Here is a 16,139-nt window from a genome sequence, read left to right as displayed (position 1 = left end):
GTGAGCGGAGTGACGCTATTCGCTCTTTCGGGTGACGCCCGTTGTGGTGGTCAGAACAACGTGCCCGGCTCCTGAGGCTCCTCCGGCCGGGGCAGCGGTTCCAGATCGGGGACGCGGGTGCGCACCTCGTCGTGGAAACGCCGGGCCAGCGCGGGGGCATCGACATTGTCGGGGGTGTGCAGGAAGAACGTCGGGGTCCGGCCCTCCCGCACCCACCCGGCCACCACGTCCACCCAGTGCTGCCAGCCCGCCTCGGTCTCGGCGTTCGAGTCACGCCCCAGGTACCGGACGACCGGCTGTTCGGTCAGAGCCCGATCCCGCCTGGGCAGACGCGGTTTACGCTCCCAGGCTTCCCGCTCCGCGTCACTGGTCGGCGGTTTCGCGAAGAACGCGGTGGTGTCGAAAGGCACCCACTCGGTTCCCGTTGCCCCACAGATCTTCTCGAGCTGCCGCGCCTCGGGACCGTCGGTGAAGAACAGGGGGTGCCGTACCTCCACGGCGTAGCGGTGCTCGTCGGGAAGCCTGGCCAGCACCCCCTCGAGCGCGGGCAGGTCGACGGGCGCGAACGACCCCGGCAGCTGGATCCAGAGCGCCCGCACCCGAGACCCGAGCGGCTCGATGACGTGCAGAAACTGACTCAGGTCGGCGTCGATGCCCTGGAAGCGTCGCTCGTGCGTGATCACCTTGGGCAACTTGACCACGAACCGGAAGTCCTCACCGGTCTGCCCGGCCCACGACTGCACGGTCTCGCGGGTGGGCGTGGCGTAGAACGTGGTGTTGCCCTCGACGGCGTTGCACCAGCCGGCATAGAAACGCAGCCGCTCGTGCGCGTTCTTCGGGGCCACCCGGCCGGTCCAGGCCTTGTGCGTCCACATCGCACATCCCACGTACAGACGCTTCGACATCGGCTCATTCTAGGCTCGCGCCCGCGAGCGCCGGACGTCGTCTCCGCGATCAGCCCAGGTCGAAGTCCACGACCACCGGCGAGTGGTCACTCCAGCGCTCGGCGTAGGTCGGTGCCAGATCGACCTCAGCCGTCGTGGCGAGCGCCGCCAGGCCCGGCGAGGCGATGGCGTAGTCGATGCGCCACCCGGCGCCGGTGTCCAAGAGCCGTCGTTAATCTACCCAATGTATTAAAATCAGACATTGGGGGTGGTCGTATGGCTCGCATACCGCGTAAGGCTCTGATCTACGTCCGGCAGTCGACGTACAAGGAAGAGTCGATCTCACCGGAAGTCCAGATCGAGCAGTGTCTTTCGCACTGTCGCCGCGAGGGGTACGAGGTCGTCGGCGAGCCGGTGATGGACCTCGACCTCTCCGGGCGGACGTTCACCAAGCGGAAGATCCAGCCTCTGATCGACCGGGTTCGCGACGGCGAGGCGAACACCGTTGTGGTTTGGCGCTGGTCGCGGTGGGGCCGCAACCTGGTCGAGTCGCTGCGGTGCATCGCCGAGCTGAAACAGGCCGGAGGACGGCTCGAATCATCCACTGAGCCCATCGACGCCAGCACTCCTGCCGGCCGCTTCAGCGTGACCCAGATGCTCGCTATCGCCGAGTTCCAGTCCGACCAGATTGGCGAATCCTGGCGCGACGCCCGACGGGCGATGATCGCCAAGGGACTGCCCCCGCACGGTGGCCCTCGATTGGGATACCTCTACGACAAGCCTGCCAAGCGCTACACGATCGATCCGGTCACCGGGCCGATCTTCCGTGAGTGCTACGAGATGTACCGCGACGGAAAGTCGATGCACGCGCTCGTCCTTCATCTGCGAGACCGAGATGTGCGGAGCCTGTTGGGCAACCCCATGTCCGAGAGCGCTCTACGGAACTATTTGAACAGCGGCTTTGCTGCCGGCCTGATCGTGTTGAACAAGCCGGAGAGCTTCTTCTCCGAGGAGCGGATGGACGAGCTCGGCATCACCACGGACGAGCGGCCCGCGTTCCTGCCAGGCAGTTGGGATCCGATCATCTCTGAGGACCTGTGGCTCTCCTACCGGGAGCGGCGCCGAGTCCAGGCGCTGAAGCCGAAGCGCTCACGGAATCCACGGCAGCATCTCAGTGGGCATCTGCGGTGCGCCGGGTGCGGGAAACGGATGATTTACCGGCTCGAGCGATCGAGGTGGGTCTGCTGCTCCCAACTCACGAAGGATGGTGCCTCGTGCCCGGTGCATGTCAGCGTGAGCAATAGCGAGGCCACCGAGTTCGTCAAGGAATGGTTGAGGTCCCTGGCTGGCGAATACGGCGAATCCTTCGATGCGCTTGTGTCCGAACGGATGAAGAGTCAGGACGCCAGCGCCAATCGCGATGTCGTCGAGGGTCAACTCCTGACCGAGGAGCGCCGTAGAGAGAACCTCGTTCGCGCTGTATCCACCGGCGCATTCGAGGCCGCTGACGTCTCTGACGAGATGCGGCTGATCAAAAGGGAAATGGAGCGCCTAAGGCTTGTTCTCGCGGACCTGAAGTGCCAAGACGACCAGGTCCAGGTTCCCACGGAGAGCTTCGAGCGCCTGCTACAGAGCTGGGACGAGACAGACCCCTCCACGATGAGCGTGCTACTGGAGCAAGTTCTGCAAGGCGTCTACGTCTACCCGTTCCGCAGCCACCCACGCATGATCGCTCGGTCCGTTTGGGAAGGCGAGCGAAGCGTCCCACGCGCCGAACCACCCGACCTGGACTTCAGCCAAGGCCGGACATGCATGAAGTGCCAGGAGTGGAAACCCCGCGATGCCTTCACGGTCTACGGTCCGCATCGGAAGATGAAGGCGCGATGCAAGGTCTGCACGGCCGCCTACCTCCGTGAGTGGCAGCAACAGAAACATGTGAACGTGGGATAGGACTTTCACCCGAGGCAAGATTCGGGAGGTCGGCCCTACTTGCTTTAATCCACATCCCCGGGCGGAGGCAGGTCGAGAGGATAGTTCTTCGACTCAAGGAGCCGTATTGACTCTCCGTTTCAACCCTCCACCGAATTGGCCACCGCCGCCGCCCGGATGGACGCCGCCCAGAGATTGGCTACCAGACCCGGCCTGGGGACCTGACCCATCGGGCTGGTCCTACTGGATCGATGACGATCTACCATCCGCGTCGCGTAGAGCCAGGCATACTCGCCCTGATCAGCAGGCAACCGCGGGCCCTGTCTATCCAGGAGCCGGAGCCGTTGAGCAAGAGCTGCCCGTTCCCGTGCAAGCAGCCCCCGTCTCGGGATTCCCCACGAGCGAACCACACCGAGTCAGACGTTCCGTGCCTCCGCAGCAGCCCATTCCGTTCCTTGGTGCCCGGCAACGTGCGCGCGAACTACAGACCGCGCTGGCCGACCTACAGGAACAGGACGCGCAGCTCCGTTCCCTGAATACCCAATTGCAGGATCGGGTTTCCGACCTTGAGGAGAATCTGGAGAACACACATCGTCAAGCCGAACTGCTCCGAGAGCATCTGATCCGTCTCGGAGCCATGGACATCATCGACCTGGAAGAGCGCCGCCGGACTCTGAGATCAGAGATTGCACAGCGTTTCGCCGAAGCCCAGAGCGAGATTCAGTATCAGCTCGACCTGAGCAAAAAGGATCTTCAGACGGCCACGGAGAGCCTCGCAGCGTCTCGGGAACAACTCGCGTCTCTCCAGGAGCGGATCGTCGAGACTGAGGAGCTGACCCTCCTTCAAGAGGTCGGTGTCTACAAGTACCGCCATCCGTTGGACGACGCCGTCTCCTACCGGAGCGAACTCTCGCGCCTGCGAGACCGGGTGAAGGCGATGACGTTGAAGGACGGCGGTGCCGTGTCCGGAGCCGTCGGCTGGATCCTCAACGACTCGGAGGCTCAGGGACGCAAGATGATCGGCGAGGCCTCCAAACTGATGCTCCGGGCCTACAACGCCGAGGCCGACAACCTGGTCCGAAGTCTCAAGCCCTACAAGCTCGATTCTTCCGTGGAGCGCCTCACGAAGGTGATGGCCACCATCGAGCGTCTGGGCAAGACGATGCAGATCCGGATCTCGGCCCAATATCACCAGTTACGAGTCAAGGAGCTGGAACTCACTGCTGCCTACATCGAGAAGGTCGCCGAGGAAAAGGAACGTGACAAGGAAGAGAAAGCGCGACTGCGTGAGGAGCGCAAGGTCCAGGAGGAGATCGAGCGTGAGCGTGCGCGGCTGATCAAGGAACAGCAGCACTATCAAAATGCCCTGTCCCGGCTGGAGCAGAACGGTGACACCGCCGCCGTGCAGAAGCTGCGAGACCAGTTGACGGAGATCGGCACAGCCATCGAGAGCGTCGACTACCGCGCCGCGAACATTCGGGCCGGATACGTTTACGTGATCAGCAATATCGGTGCCTTCGGTCCGAAGGTCGTGAAGATCGGCATGACCCGGCGACTCGACCCCATGGACCGTGTACGTGAACTCGGCGACGCATCCGTGCCGTTCAGATTCGATGTGCACGCAGTGTTTTTCGCGGACGACGCCGTCGGTATCGAAGGATCCCTGCACTCCTTCTTCGCGGATCGGCGAGTGAATCAGGTCAACCTACGGAGAGAGTTCTTCTACGCCACACCAACGGAGGTACGCGACAGGCTCTTGCAGTTAACTGGCAACCTGCTGACCTTCGAGGAGACGCCGGAGGCCATCGAGTTCAGGCAGAGCGAGTCAACGCGGCAGCACGTCACAGTCTGACGGAGCTCCTCAGAGTTCGGGCGGTCGAGATCGCAAGCGACCGACCCGGGCCAGCCGGGCCACTTCGCCGGCCGCGATCAACGCGAAGCTTCTCAAGGCTGTTTCGCGCTCGATCGGCTTCCCAGCGAAGGGCAAAGACTCGGGGTTCTCGGAGTGGAGACGATGACGGTCGCTCACGGGTTGCGCTCACCGCGGGCCGCTTCACGACTGTGCCTCATGTCCCGGGCCACATCACCCGCAAGCAGAGCCTGCCCCTCGTTGTATCCGTGGCCGACGAGTTGCCAGGACGATCGCACGACAACGTCGGGAGCCCATCGCTTGTCGGGATCGGCGGAAGCCTGCCGCCGATAGACCCCGCGCGCTGAACGAAGCTCCCCGAGAGTGGTGGAGTATCGGCGCGACTTCGACGACACGTGGCCCCGGTAGCCGAGTTCCTTGCCCCACTTGCGGAGCCTCAGGTGATCCAGCTTGGGCAGCTCCGCCAGTGCCCAAGCGGTGTGCACCATCGTCGTGGCATGTCGTCCGCGAGGAGTCTGGGTCCAGCTCTCCGGATTCCAGCCAGTCTCCTCGCTCCCCTTGGAAGCGTATTTAGCCACGTAGGCAGCGATTTTGGCGATGCTCTCCCCGCGTTCGAGGTGTTCGCCGATATCGCGCACATCCACCTGAGGACCCCAACGAAGCGACCACGATCCAGCCGGGCCGGCGTCCTGGGTGATCCGCACCGCGCCGGCGGCGGACTGAACAGCTTCTTTAAGCGCCGGCGCGGTCGCCCAGGTCGGTGCGGGCAGCAACTCCGAGAGACTTTCGGTTCGTCCGTCGAGGCGGATCACGGCATGGAGATGGACCAGACCACGCCGCTGAAATTCGACCACCTTCACGTAGGAGAGCCGCAGGGACTCGCGCACCAGGGCAACGGCGACGCCGGAGTGGCGGGCGAGATGCCGGGGCAGGTAGATGCAGAACCGTTCCCAGAGGCGTCCGACGTTGGCTTGCCAGATGACCGCAGCCTCATAGTCGTAACAGTCGGCGCACAATGGGGTTCCCACGTGAGGGTCGCCGTCAGCGTGTCGGGCGAAACATGAAGTTGGGTGGCCGTGCTCGCATTCCGGACCACGCCGGGGATGGCAGACCCCACGGCCGTCTCGATGACCCCCGCGCCGAGCCCGCTGACGGCCGGCAAGGCGAGAACTGTGGACTGCGCCGAAGGAAGGCGCGGTGAGCGTGACGAAGACCCGTGGATGGGAGCCGACCGATTCGGGGACGCCCTTACCGCCAGCCAACCCCGCTTTGACGAGCTGGAAGAGATCGCCCTGGTAGATCCGAGCACAGGAGGGACAGACAGCGGCCCGCCGGTTGCGGCAGCGGACCAGGATCACGCCGTCAGGGGCATCACGGCTGCTGAACTCCTGGTCAACGCGCCCGGTGGTCTTGTCGACGATGCGCGTGGAGCCGCGCATGTGGAGCGGATGAGCGCAGCCTCCGATTCGTCGCACCTGGTCCAGCCAGGCACGATGATCGGGGCGATTGACTTGCTCGATCAGTTCGGCCAGTTCAGGGGTCAGGCCCAGCCCGAGCGTGAGTTGCCGTCCCTGATTCTTTGTTATTCCGCCGTCGCCAGTATGTTTCGCCATCCGACCACCTATCCGTCATACGTTCTGCCTCTGTCTGCCGCCGGGGCACCCGGCCCGTCCGGAGCACGTTTCCTGCTGCGGACGAGCCGGTCCCGAATGATTGAGTCGTCACGACGTCCTCCCGAAAGTTGTTGTTATTAAGCAAAATAGGCTCAGACCAGGCCGGTACCCCTGCACCGTCGGCACCGCCGCTGCCTGCTTGACTCGCCCTTGCACGAGCGATCCCAGCTGGGAATCGAGGTCTCTCCGATCCCCCTACAGGCTCGGCAATCGATGTCTGCGAAGCCGGAACGGCCCGGCTGGGGGGGCTCATTGGATGCTCCAGGTGCCGATCCAGTCGAAGATGGTTTGAACGGCGTCCGACACGGTCGGCGCGACAGCGGAACTCGCCAGGAAGAAGCCGACCAGCGCGGCAGCCAGGACTTGGAAGCCGCGCAGCTCCCCCGCTCGCCAGACCGCCCACAAGACCGCACCGAAGACCAGGAACCCGAGGGTGGGAAGGTCCACTACCAGCCACCCCCGAGCCGAACCCGCTGCACGCCGCCTTCAACCTCGGGCAGATCCAGGCGCAGACTCGCGTACTGAGCCGCCAGAGCCGCCGCTTCGGTGATGTCGAGGGGATCACTGCGGACCAGGTGCCAAGCGCCCGAGTCATCCCCGGCCACCGCGACCCCGGCCAGGTCGGCGGGGATCTTCTGCGCCTCGATCACCGATTCGGCCGGCAGACCCGCCAGCGTCATCCCCGCCGTCTCGGCATCGGCCACCCGGTGGCAGACACGGCCAGCGAGCTGCGCACGCAGGAGCGTCGCTCCCGGGCCGAGATCCGAACCGAACCGCTGCCCGGAAACCCATAGGTGGATGCCGAGTGCCGCGCCGAGTTGGCCCAGGCGGATCAGGCCCTGGATGCAGCGGACCGCTTCCTCCTTGCCGGGCTTGTCGGCCGCGAGCATGAGTTCGGCAACCTCATCGACGACCACGACGATCGGCCAGGGCCGCACTGAGGCCGGCAACTCCCAGATCGACCGGGCCCCGTAATCACGACAGGTCATCGACCGCAGTTCCAGGACCCCGAGCAGCCCTTCAATCGCCGCCACCGCTTCGGTCCGGTTGACCGCCAACGCGGACAGCCGCGGACCGAACGGGGACAGCTCCATCCCGTTCTTGGCATCGATACCAACCAGACCGACCGGCCTACGGGACAATTCAGCGATGAACCGGACCGTGAGCGTCGACTTGCCCGAGCGAGTCGCCCCGCACACCAGGTAGTGCGGACGGCGCATCAGATCTAGCAGCCAGGGCATGCTGTCTTCCCGAATGCCCACGTTCACCGACAGATCCCCCGGCGTCGCCTCGAGCATCGTCGGCATCACCAGATCCGTCGAGTACTCGGCGCGTTCCTGCCCGTCCTCTGTGCTGTTCGGCAGCTCAGCCATCGGGTGAGGTTCTGCGAACTCCCGGCGAGGCTTGGGAAGGCGCAACGGATCGAAGCCAAGCCCGACAAGCGTCACGAAGCCAGGCCGGACCGCCTCGACCCGGACTCGGTGGACCCGCCAGGCATGCGCCAGCCCTTCGGCCGCCCGCTCAAACTGGGCCGGAGTCTGTCCTGGCGCCAACCGGACCCGAAGCTCCAGCCCGTTCTCGCGTATCCGCAGACCGATCCGACGCGGAGCAACGACTTTCAGCGGCGATCCCTTGACGACGAGACCACCGGCCGGCCCGTTGACCAGCCCGAACCGCCCCGAGCGAGCCGCCGGAACCGACAACCCCAGCTCCTCACACGCCGCCGCCCAGGTCCGCAGCATCCAGAACACCGCTGTGGGCGCCCCGAACACCGGCCACCAGGACCACGGACGAGCCGCCCGCAACCGGATCGAGAAACGCCACACGACCACGAGGATGACCAGCAGGACGAGCCAAGCGACCGGCGCCGCCGCCCCGAAGACCGACGACATGACATGCGAGACCCGGCCGAAGGCCCAGATGACCGCCAGCACACCAACGGCTTTCAGCAGAAGCGATCTCATCGGGCCTCACCCCTACCCGCAGCAGCCGGGGCACTCGCGGCAGGCCGGCCACCCGTCGGAGCCTGAAGCGGAGCCAGACCGCCAGCCCGCCAGGCCACCCCGGAACGACCATCCCGATCCCACGGTGTCGCCTGCAGGTCGAGCACCCGAACCGGGGCCCCAAGCGTCAGCCCCTGCGGTTCCCCGACGACCGTCACCTGAATCACCGAGGAGTTGCGGCCCTGGATCGCGCAGACCCCGACCGAGTACATCGTCTGCCCAGTCTCCCGATCCTTCCGCAGCTCCCCCGTGTCCGAATTGGCCACCCTCGGTTCGGGGAGCATCACGCACAACCACGCCTCGAACGCCGAGACGTCCACCGGAATCGTCCTCATCAAGACCACCTGCCTCCCGCGAGACACTCATCAACTCGTTATGATGAGTGCGGTGATCAGTAGACGCCGTGGACGGGCCAGGAGTCAACTACTTATGATGACGAGTAGATGAGCCGAGCATCGCCGGACACCACCCGACGCAGCCGGACAAGCCATCGATGGCGGGGCTGAGACACCAAGGCCGATCAGGCGCGACGCCTTAGATCGCAGCAGGGAAGGGGCACAGCCGATGGGCAAGCCGCCCACGCACGACGACGCCACTGATGTCTCGATGCCCAAAATCCAGGCAGCTCCACATGGTGCGCCGGACCGCACCAGCCGCGCACTACGCGCCAGGCTTCCCCGCTACGAGCAGATCGCCCTTACCCTCAGAGAGCGCATTGAGAACGGCGACCTTCCTCCCGGCGAACCGATCCCGAGTGAGACCGCGATGATCGCCGAGTTCGGCGTATCGCGGATCACCGTTCGCCACGCTATCGCGGCTCTCCGCGCGGCCGGCCTCGTCACCACCGAACACGGTCGAGCGTCCCGAGTGCGCGAAATCCGTTCAATCGCAGCCGGAAGCAGCCTCGAACTCGATCCCACCATCAATCGGAGCGAAGGGGACGACGGGCCGCGCTTTCGAACCTGGGACGCCGAAGGTTGGGCCGACGTCGAGACACCTTCCCGCTACCGAACGGACGCCGGCACCTACGCCGGGGCGCTCGCCATCCCTGCCACGGAGCCGGTTTTCGTACTCGAACGTCAACTCCTACATGCCAGTGGAGCGCAGGTCATGCATCGCACCTGGCTTCCATTTGTCATCGTTGATGACCTTCGCCTGGACGACGACCCGTTCCGACTCCCGAGCGAGCTCTATCAGGCGTTCGCCGATGCGGGCCATGAGCTCACCTGGATCGACCGCACCCGTGCCGAGATGCCCCGCCCCGACGATGTCGCCACACTCGACATTCCCGAAGGAACCCCCCTCATCATCCATGTCCGACTCACTCGCGACCGGGATGGACGGGCCTTACTGATCGAAGAGACCCGAATCCCCGCCGACCGAATCACGCTGATCAACCACCCCGGTTAGGCCCAGCAGCGATCTGCTTCGCGGGCCGGAGAACCGCACCCCTTCTACTACTTGCTCTGTCGGTACCACCATCGCCAACGCTCTTCGCTCAACGGCGTGAGGCTTAGATCTGCCCGCATCGCCGAGATCGCAGCCTGCCGCGCCGCAGGCACTTCGTGAAGGGTGGCCTGCACCGACACAGCCATGACCTGAGGATCGACGTCAGAGGGCAGCGAGCGAAGTACCGCCTGTCCGTAGGCAGCCAGAGCCGATTGCACTTCCTGTGACCCAGCCAGTTCGGCCACAGCCGCTGCCTCCCAGAATTCGCGGACCAGTTCGGGTGATCGCAGACTCTGCTTGCCGTGCGGTTCAAAAGCGGTCGCCTGAATAGCAAAGTCAGCGTTGAGGACACGCCCGTAGATGGCCCTCTTCTCGTCCAGTGCCGTTTCGCGACGCTCCTCTCGACGCACTTCGCGTTCACGCTTGCTCTGGTGACGCGCGGCGCCGAGCGTGCCCAAGACCCCGATCAAGCCACCTACTGCAGTGCTTGCAACGCTGCTGGCAGGTGCGAGCCATTCCCAAGACATTCAGTCACCCTGCCGGATCCGACGCAGTTGCGCGGGCATTCCGTGATCGCCCGAATCGCTGATTCTCGGACGCCTGGTCTGCCCACGGCACCCACTTGGCCGACAGTTCGGGACACCGATTCCGCGAATGAGATTCGCCAAACAGCGAGTGACGGGTTGCCCCGATCGCTACCGTCCATCTATGGGTTGGATCAAAGACGCCAAGGCGAACAGTCTCCTCATCGAGGCGCAACGCGCCATCGACGAGGGCAGAACCGTCTTCACACCGATGTTGAACACGCCGATGACGCATCACACGATGTCCGGGTCGATTCCCGGGTGGGCGGAGATGATCGAGGCCGTCGAGAGCTGCGGCTGGTTCCTCCAGCAATGGACTGTCGGCTCTGACAGCAAGGGCCGACCGCAGGCGTACCCATTGTTTCGGCGACGTTGAAGTAGCCGCAGCATCCCGATCGAAGAGGCACGCAGCGGCCGATATCCGCGACCCGGTACATCGGCGGATCCAGTCTCGACTCTGCGCTTTGCTTGTGTTCGTCAAATCGAGATGGGCCTCGCATGCACGGGGCGAACGTAAAACTGTAGAAAGTTGCCCTTACTTCATCAAGCCGGACCGCTGGCGCGGTCCGGGGCCGTCCGCGCCGCGCGTGCGGCGCGGACGCCGGTCACGTCGCGACGGCCAGACCGCGGATAGTGCAGCAATAACACCAACTGCCGGATGCTCGCGTCATGCCGCATACCGATCCGCCGGCGGAGGCGTCGAGCGCAAGATCTGCTCCAGACGTGCCGCCGTGCCCAGCGACACAGCCCCCAGCTTCACAACGGCCGCCCCACTCGAATCGACCGATGCCGCCAGCCCGGGGAGCTCCTCCTTCATGCCGAGCCCGTCCAAAGCGTCCTTCAGCCGCTCAACGGCCCGCCGCGCCTGCCGATAGGTGCCCATCAGCGCCTGGACGTCCCCGGGCGCGACAGATTGCCACGGCACCATCAGCTCGTCGCCATCGTCGAGCGAGCGATTACGGACCAGCTCATCCGCCAACGCGAACCAAGCAGCTTCCGCGAACTTCCGGTGAGCCTGGTCTTGCCGCTCAAAACTGTCCTCAGGGGAGCCATTTTCCGACTCTGGAACCAATCTCTTCTCCCGATCACCGCGCCATGCTGCTCACGGCATCCGGGCATGCACCCAAACGCAGACACGCCCCGAAGGGGCCCAAATGCGCATTAGGTGCTTACGCCCCGATACCATCTGACACCGGGACGTGACAGCGTTCCCAGCCTGGTCGCCCTTGCCCTCCCCAGGAATGAGGGCGACCAGGCCCCTTCAGATCAGTTGGAGGCATCGCCTCCCGTGCTGCGAGCACTGGTCAGCTCCTGGTCCGCGGCTTCGCGCCGAGCAACGCGGACCAGGATGATCGTGGGCGCGGACACGGACTCCATGGCCGCGACGACGCCCGGCACCTCCGCGATCACCAGCAGAGCCCGGCCGTTCGCCCAGTCACCGGCGGGCCCATGCAGGTAGACGGTCAGCGTCTCGGGATTCGCCCGGTGCTCGCCGACATGGACCAGCGACAGGCCCCGTAGGCGGAGAGCCGTACGCAGCGTCTCCCGGTTGAGAACGAAGTCAGCCTGCACGGGAGTTCTCTCGAAGAGCTTCATGCCGTCAGACCAGCCCGGCGAGTTGCTGAACGGTCTCGCGGCTGAACAGCCGGGCCGTGGACCCGTCGACCAGCAGATGCAGGCGCCCGCGCTGCGTACGCGACAGCGTGACGTCGTCCTGAGCGAAGGCCCGCAGCGGCCGGCGCAGCCAGTTCCGCAGGTGGTCCCGATCGAGGACTGCCAACAGCCGGGAACCCTGCCAGATGAACACGTGATCGAGGCGGACCACCAGCGAGAGGGCGCCCACGGCGACATCACGCAGATCGGAGAGCACCACGTCCATCCGCCCCGTCCAGACGCTACGAGCAACAGGAGGGACGCGCCGGACCAGTCGCGGACGCGGCTGTCGCCTTGTTGGTGTGGCAGGTACCCGAGCAGGAGACTGGACATCCGTGTTCGGTGGGCATCCCCCCGTGGGACGCTCTCCGTCGGAGGGTACGGACTCCGCTACATCCACCCGGGCACCTGCCCGTTCGATTTGGCGACGTGTCGCCTGCTGCGTCCACGCGGTGCGTCCCAGATGAAAGACGTTGGGGACGATCACCACTCGCAGCTCCAGCCGGTGCACCACGTCGAGCAAGGCCGACAGTGCCGCGCTGGGTTGGGTCGGGTCGCTCTCCTCGAAAATCTCGCTGAGCGTGTAGCTCTCCTGCGCAGCGAAGGCCGCAATCAGATGCCGGCCCCGGATGACGTCTGCCGATTCCGGCCCCTCCAGCGCTCGTTGGTACCCGACCACCGTGGGCTTGACCGCCATCGTCTTTCCCCCATGTTCAAGCCCGATCGAGTTGCCACGGGCAAATGCCAAGACCGATCCGATGACGATCAGTCAACCTGGGGAGCCGGTAAGCGGATAGCAGCCAGAACGCGTCCATGTGTAACCACCCCGAGAGATATAGGAGCGAGGCAGCTACGGTTTCCCTAGCGCGAGGAAGTGTCAGGCGAGGCTCACCGGCATCGCATGAATCCAGGCGACGGAGGATCAGCAATGGCATCCGGGCAACGACCACCCAATCGTCAGCTTGCCTGGGCCCGCCTACGTCGTGGCTGGTCACACGAGGAATTGCGGTGCCAGATCGTCCGGGCGATGACGGCCGAGAACGAGACCGACACGGGACTCTCGCGCAACACGGTCCGCCGCTGGGAAAGCGGCGAACGAGCCCCCGAACCGCGATACCGCAAGTACCTGGTCATCGTGTTCGGGATGCCGGCGGACGAGCTCGGACTGCTCGATCCGGAAGAACTTGCAATGCGTCCCGCCACGAACGACGACGGGATAGAAGTGCTGTGGAGGCTGGTCTCTATGTTCAGCGGTAAAGGCGAGATGGACCGCGAAACCTTCATGAAAGGGCTGCTCGCATTCGGAGCCGCCCCACTCCTGCCGTCCCTGCTGACCGAGAACACGGACGTTCCGGCGCGGATGGCCCAACAGCTCAACGCCTCTGGTGGCCTTTCGTCGGCCGTGGTCGACGACTTCGAGGCAATCACCCTCAGCCAGCGTCATCTGTACTGGTCAACGGCGCCCCTGCCGCTCTACACCTCGGTCAAGGCCCACGTCTCCCTCGGGCAGGAGCTGCTCAGTGCAGGCGGGTCACAGGCCGAGACTCGGCGATTGGCAACAGCTCTGAGCGAGTCCGCCATGCTGGCCGGCCGCATCGCCTTCTTCGACCTCAAGCGCGTGCAGCCGGCCGAATCGGATCTCACGCTGGCGCTTCAGGCCACCGAGGAGGCCGGCGACCACGCCCTTGCCGCCGCTGTCCTCGCCCACGTCAGCTTTCTGGCTGCGCACAACGGGGACGCATCCGCCGCCAGAGCTGCACTGTCTGCGGCAACGGCCCACTCTCGTCACCGAACGGGCCCGCTCACCCGAGCTTGGCTCAGCTGCGTCGAGGCCGAAGTCATGGCGAGCGTCAACGACTCCGACACCAGCATGCGCGCGCTCAACCGCGCCGAGGGTCTACTCCCCGACGAGGGCGACGAACCCGATTGGCTGGACTTCTTCGATGCGTCCCGGTTCGCAGGATTCGCCGGCCACGCTCACCACGTCCTCGGAAACCACGAGCAGGCCCGCACCCACCTCGAAACGTCCTTGGAGCAGCTCGATCCCGACGCGGCGAAGCAGAAGGCCGTGATCTACGCAGATCTCGCCGCAACCCACATCGACACCGACGCCGAAGCTGCGTTCACCTACGCGGGCAAGGCTCTCGACCAGCTCAGCGAATCTTGGTACGCCACCGGCTATGACCGGGTTCAGGAGGTGCGGCACCAGCTCACCGGACAGCAGCAGCACCGGCAGGTGCGCGAGCTCGAAGACCGGATGCGGAGCATGGTCGCCGTGAACGGTCAGCGCTCAGTCTGAAGGACGCGCGTCCGTACGGCCCGCGCGAACCTCCCTGCCACATCGGTGAGGCGACGCGCGGGCCGATCACCTTTGTCTCTCGGCTCACCTTTCGGTACCACGCCCTGACTCACAATCAACTCCGCACTCCCAGCCCGGTCAAGGTCTGTGCTACGCACAGCTGCCGAGAGACCAGGTGGACGGGGCGAAGTTGATTGCGAGCCTCCCAGGGCGCGGTACCTGGTGCCCGCAGCGGGACCGGCAAGAACGGCCGGGACCGCCGCGAGACCACCAACGGGAGGACAAGGCCGATGAACCGACGCCGCACCCCGCACTTCTGGTTTCCCATCCTGTTGCTTCGTGACGCGCTCGGTCGGTTCACCAGCGTGCGACGCCCCTTTTCACCGTCCAAACCTCGCCGCCCGCAGAGGAAAACGACTCTGCTGGTGTTCGTCCAGCTCGAGCTCACCCTGGCGTAGACGACCGGACCGGTTTCCCTGCGGGTAGCCCTTCTTCTCCCCTAGTCTCGGCGGGTCGTTCGATCGGTTCGCGAATCGGCCAGGGGGATCGTTGCGGTATCTGGAACTGTTGCGCCGGGATCGAACCGTTCTGCTGCTCTGGCTCGCTCAGATGCTGTCCGTCGGCGGTGACCGCATCTACGCAATGGCCGTGATGTGGGTGGCCTGGGAACGCGGCGGAGCCGCCGCGATGGGATGGGTGGCCGTCGCCGAGTCCGTCCCCTACATCCTGGTCGGCATCTTCGGCCGGCGACTGATCGACCGCTGCGCGCACCTGCGTGCAATGGCCCTGATCGACGTGACCCGCGCCGCCCTGGTCGCTGCCCTCCCGCTGGCCTGGGCTTTCGGCGGAATCACCGGGCTCATCGTGGTTGCCGGCCTCCTGGGCTTCGGAGGCGCGTTCTTCGATCCCAACCTGGGAAGCATGACGCCCGACCTGGTGAAACCCGAAGACGTCCCCACCGTGGTCGCGCTGATGGACCTCACCGGCCGCATTGCCCGAGTGGCCGGCCCCGGGACCGCAGGGGCCCTACTGACTCTCGTGTCCGCGTCCATACTTTTCTGGATCGACGCGACCACATTCATCCTCTCTGCCCTTGCTCTGCTCCTACTCCCCCGAGCTCTGGCCGGAACCGGCCGAACAGTGGCCCACCAAGCCCGCGATGTGGCCAAGACCCAGAACACCCTCCGAGCTCGGCAGATCCTGAGAGAACACCCACGTGCCCGCGTCATGCTCGGCATGCACACCGTTGGGATTGTCGCTGGGGCAGCCGGATTCGCTCTTCCTGCACTACTGACCACACGTATGGACGCGGGTCCCGGCGCCTACGGGACGGTCATGGCCGCTATGGGTGCCGGTGCACTTGGTTGTCACCTGGTGCTGGGAAACATCCGTCTCCCCCAATCCGTGGCCGTGGCGTACTGCCTGACCTGGGCCGCGCAGGGTCTCCTCATGGCCGCTACGGGTTTCGCACCGAGTCTGCCCGTTCTCATGGCGATTTCGGTCCTCGCCGGTGGCCTCATCCCAATCTCGTCGGTCCTGATGGGGACGTACATGGCCAGCCATCCCACGCGCGTCCGCCGACGACTGATCACCGTCGACCAGACCCTGATCCGTTCCGGGGGCACGGCTTCGATGCTCATCGTCCCCGCACTGGCAGCAGCCAACCCGACGGTGGCGTACGTCGCGGCCAGCGCCGTGACGGTGGCAGCCGCGGTGACCGGGTGCGTGTGGATCGCCCGGTCACCGCAGCCTCAGGCCGAACCCTCTACCAGCCAGGCCGTTCCGGTCGCTTGAC

16 protein-coding genes are annotated in these 16,139 nt (G+C 65.2%); 6 read left to right on the top strand and 10 right to left on the bottom strand.

Features of this window, described 5'->3' with window-relative positions:
- Positions 1 to 50: 50 nt before the first annotated feature.
- Entirely contained in the window at positions 51 to 905 is an 855-nt protein-coding gene (locus J2S57_RS15395) for a DUF72 domain-containing protein (protein ID WP_307243217.1), read from the bottom strand.
- A gap of 49 nt (positions 906 to 954) precedes the next feature.
- Positions 955 to 1,107 (bottom strand): hypothetical protein, encoded by a 153-nt coding sequence (locus tag J2S57_RS15390; RefSeq protein ID WP_307243216.1) that lies wholly within the window; start codon positions 1,105 to 1,107, stop codon positions 955 to 957.
- Between the two features lie 53 nt (positions 1,108 to 1,160).
- On the opposite strand from J2S57_RS15390, the gene J2S57_RS15385 reads away from it, so the two are divergent.
- Both J2S57_RS15385 and J2S57_RS15380 read left to right on the top strand, forming a co-directional pair.
- Positions 1,161 to 2,834, top strand: a complete 1,674-nt coding sequence (locus J2S57_RS15385) for a recombinase family protein (RefSeq protein ID WP_307243214.1) — start codon at positions 1,161 to 1,163, stop codon at positions 2,832 to 2,834.
- A gap of 406 nt (positions 2,835 to 3,240) precedes the next feature.
- Entirely contained in the window at positions 3,241 to 4,665 is a 1,425-nt protein-coding gene (locus J2S57_RS15380) for an SNIPE associated domain-containing protein (RefSeq protein ID WP_307243212.1), read from the top strand.
- Positions 4,666 to 4,838: 173 nt separating this feature from the next.
- Here the strand turns inward: J2S57_RS15380 and J2S57_RS15375 are convergent, their stop codons facing one another.
- From J2S57_RS15375 to J2S57_RS35530, 4 genes are all read right to left on the bottom strand, one after another.
- A complete protein-coding gene (locus J2S57_RS15375) occupies positions 4,839 to 6,296 on the bottom strand; it encodes a replication initiator (protein WP_307243209.1) in 1,458 nt (485 codons plus the stop codon).
- Positions 6,297 to 6,605: 309 nt separating this feature from the next.
- Positions 6,606 to 6,803, bottom strand: a complete 198-nt coding sequence (locus J2S57_RS15370) for a hypothetical protein (RefSeq protein ID WP_307243207.1) — start codon at positions 6,801 to 6,803, stop codon at positions 6,606 to 6,608.
- Entirely contained in the window at positions 6,803 to 8,320 is a 1,518-nt protein-coding gene (locus tag J2S57_RS15365) for an FtsK/SpoIIIE domain-containing protein (RefSeq protein WP_307243204.1), read from the bottom strand. The genes J2S57_RS15370 and J2S57_RS15365 overlap by 1 nt, the downstream gene beginning before the upstream one ends.
- Complete coding sequence (locus tag J2S57_RS35530) at positions 8,317 to 8,694, bottom strand: SCO3933 family regulatory protein (RefSeq protein ID WP_442358340.1); 378 nt, start codon at positions 8,692 to 8,694, stop codon at positions 8,317 to 8,319. The genes J2S57_RS15365 and J2S57_RS35530 overlap by 4 nt, the downstream gene beginning before the upstream one ends.
- A gap of 229 nt (positions 8,695 to 8,923) precedes the next feature.
- On the opposite strand from J2S57_RS35530, the gene J2S57_RS15360 reads away from it, so the two are divergent.
- The gene (locus J2S57_RS15360; protein WP_307243202.1) at positions 8,924 to 9,769 is read left to right on the top strand and encodes a GntR family transcriptional regulator; all 846 of its coding nucleotides are present in this window, start codon (positions 8,924 to 8,926) and stop codon (positions 9,767 to 9,769) included.
- Positions 9,770 to 9,816: 47 nt separating this feature from the next.
- Here the strand turns inward: J2S57_RS15360 and J2S57_RS15355 are convergent, their stop codons facing one another.
- A complete protein-coding gene (locus tag J2S57_RS15355; protein WP_307243200.1) occupies positions 9,817 to 10,266 on the bottom strand; it encodes a hypothetical protein in 450 nt (149 codons plus the stop codon).
- Between the two features lie 250 nt (positions 10,267 to 10,516).
- Between J2S57_RS15355 and J2S57_RS15350 the strand changes: the two genes are divergently transcribed.
- Positions 10,517 to 10,768, top strand: coding sequence for a hypothetical protein (locus tag J2S57_RS15350; protein WP_307243198.1), 252 nt, complete (start codon positions 10,517 to 10,519; stop codon positions 10,766 to 10,768).
- A gap of 291 nt (positions 10,769 to 11,059) precedes the next feature.
- Here J2S57_RS15350 and J2S57_RS15345 read toward each other — a convergent pair whose 3' ends face one another.
- The 3 genes from J2S57_RS15345 to J2S57_RS15335 all read right to left on the bottom strand — a co-directional run bounded on the left by J2S57_RS15345 (position 11,060) and on the right by J2S57_RS15335 (position 12,793).
- Positions 11,060 to 11,464 (bottom strand): hypothetical protein, encoded by a 405-nt coding sequence (locus tag J2S57_RS15345; RefSeq protein ID WP_307243196.1) that lies wholly within the window; start codon positions 11,462 to 11,464, stop codon positions 11,060 to 11,062.
- Positions 11,465 to 11,658: 194 nt separating this feature from the next.
- Positions 11,659 to 11,988 (bottom strand): hypothetical protein, encoded by a 330-nt coding sequence (locus J2S57_RS15340; RefSeq protein ID WP_307243194.1) that lies wholly within the window; start codon positions 11,986 to 11,988, stop codon positions 11,659 to 11,661.
- A gap of 4 nt (positions 11,989 to 11,992) precedes the next feature.
- Positions 11,993 to 12,793, bottom strand: a complete 801-nt coding sequence (locus J2S57_RS15335; RefSeq protein ID WP_307243192.1) for a hypothetical protein — start codon at positions 12,791 to 12,793, stop codon at positions 11,993 to 11,995.
- A 153-nt stretch (positions 12,794 to 12,946) separates the two neighbouring features.
- Here J2S57_RS15335 and J2S57_RS15330 point away from each other — a divergent pair, with 153 nt between their 5' ends.
- Together J2S57_RS15330 and J2S57_RS15325 are read left to right on the top strand one after the other, a co-directional pair.
- Positions 12,947 to 14,344 carry a helix-turn-helix domain-containing protein gene (locus tag J2S57_RS15330; protein WP_487247774.1) on the top strand — a complete coding sequence of 466 codons (1,398 nt, stop codon included), beginning with the start codon at positions 12,947 to 12,949 and terminating at the stop codon, positions 14,342 to 14,344.
- Positions 14,345 to 14,893: 549 nt separating this feature from the next.
- Positions 14,894 to 16,138 (top strand): MFS transporter, encoded by a 1,245-nt coding sequence (locus J2S57_RS15325; RefSeq protein ID WP_307243188.1) that lies wholly within the window; start codon positions 14,894 to 14,896, stop codon positions 16,136 to 16,138.
- The last annotated feature ends 1 nt before the right edge of the window (position 16,139 follow it).

It is taken from the genome of Kineosporia succinea (genome assembly GCF_030811555.1).
In the GTDB taxonomy this organism is placed as follows: domain Bacteria; phylum Actinomycetota; class Actinomycetes; order Actinomycetales; family Kineosporiaceae; genus Kineosporia; species Kineosporia succinea.
The sequence above is the reverse complement of the archived record's forward strand: the minus strand, read 5'-3'. Positions and strand labels throughout refer to the sequence as shown.

Excerpts from the sequence above, each read along its gene's own strand:
- J2S57_RS15360 (WP_307243202.1), top strand. The coding sequence starts at position 8,924 with ATGGGCAAGCCGCCCACGCACGACGACGCCACTGATGTCTCGATGCCC.
- J2S57_RS15330 (WP_487247774.1), top strand. The coding sequence starts at position 12,947 with ATGAATCCAGGCGACGGAGGATCAGCAATGGCATCCGGGCAACGACCA.
- J2S57_RS35530 (WP_442358340.1), bottom strand. The coding sequence starts at position 8,694 with ATGAGGACGATTCCGGTGGACGTCTCGGCGTTCGAGGCGTGGTTGTGC.
- J2S57_RS15385 (WP_307243214.1), top strand. The coding sequence starts at position 1,161 with ATGGCTCGCATACCGCGTAAGGCTCTGATCTACGTCCGGCAGTCGACG.
- J2S57_RS15350 (WP_307243198.1), top strand. The coding sequence starts at position 10,517 with ATGGGTTGGATCAAAGACGCCAAGGCGAACAGTCTCCTCATCGAGGCG.
- J2S57_RS15365 (WP_307243204.1), bottom strand. The coding sequence starts at position 8,320 with ATGAGATCGCTTCTGCTGAAAGCCGTTGGTGTGCTGGCGGTCATCTGG.
- J2S57_RS15395 (WP_307243217.1), bottom strand. The coding sequence starts at position 905 with ATGTCGAAGCGTCTGTACGTGGGATGTGCGATGTGGACGCACAAGGCC.
- J2S57_RS15340 (WP_307243194.1), bottom strand. The coding sequence starts at position 11,988 with ATGAAGCTCTTCGAGAGAACTCCCGTGCAGGCTGACTTCGTTCTCAAC.
- J2S57_RS15375 (WP_307243209.1), bottom strand. The coding sequence starts at position 6,296 with ATGGCGAAACATACTGGCGACGGCGGAATAACAAAGAATCAGGGACGG.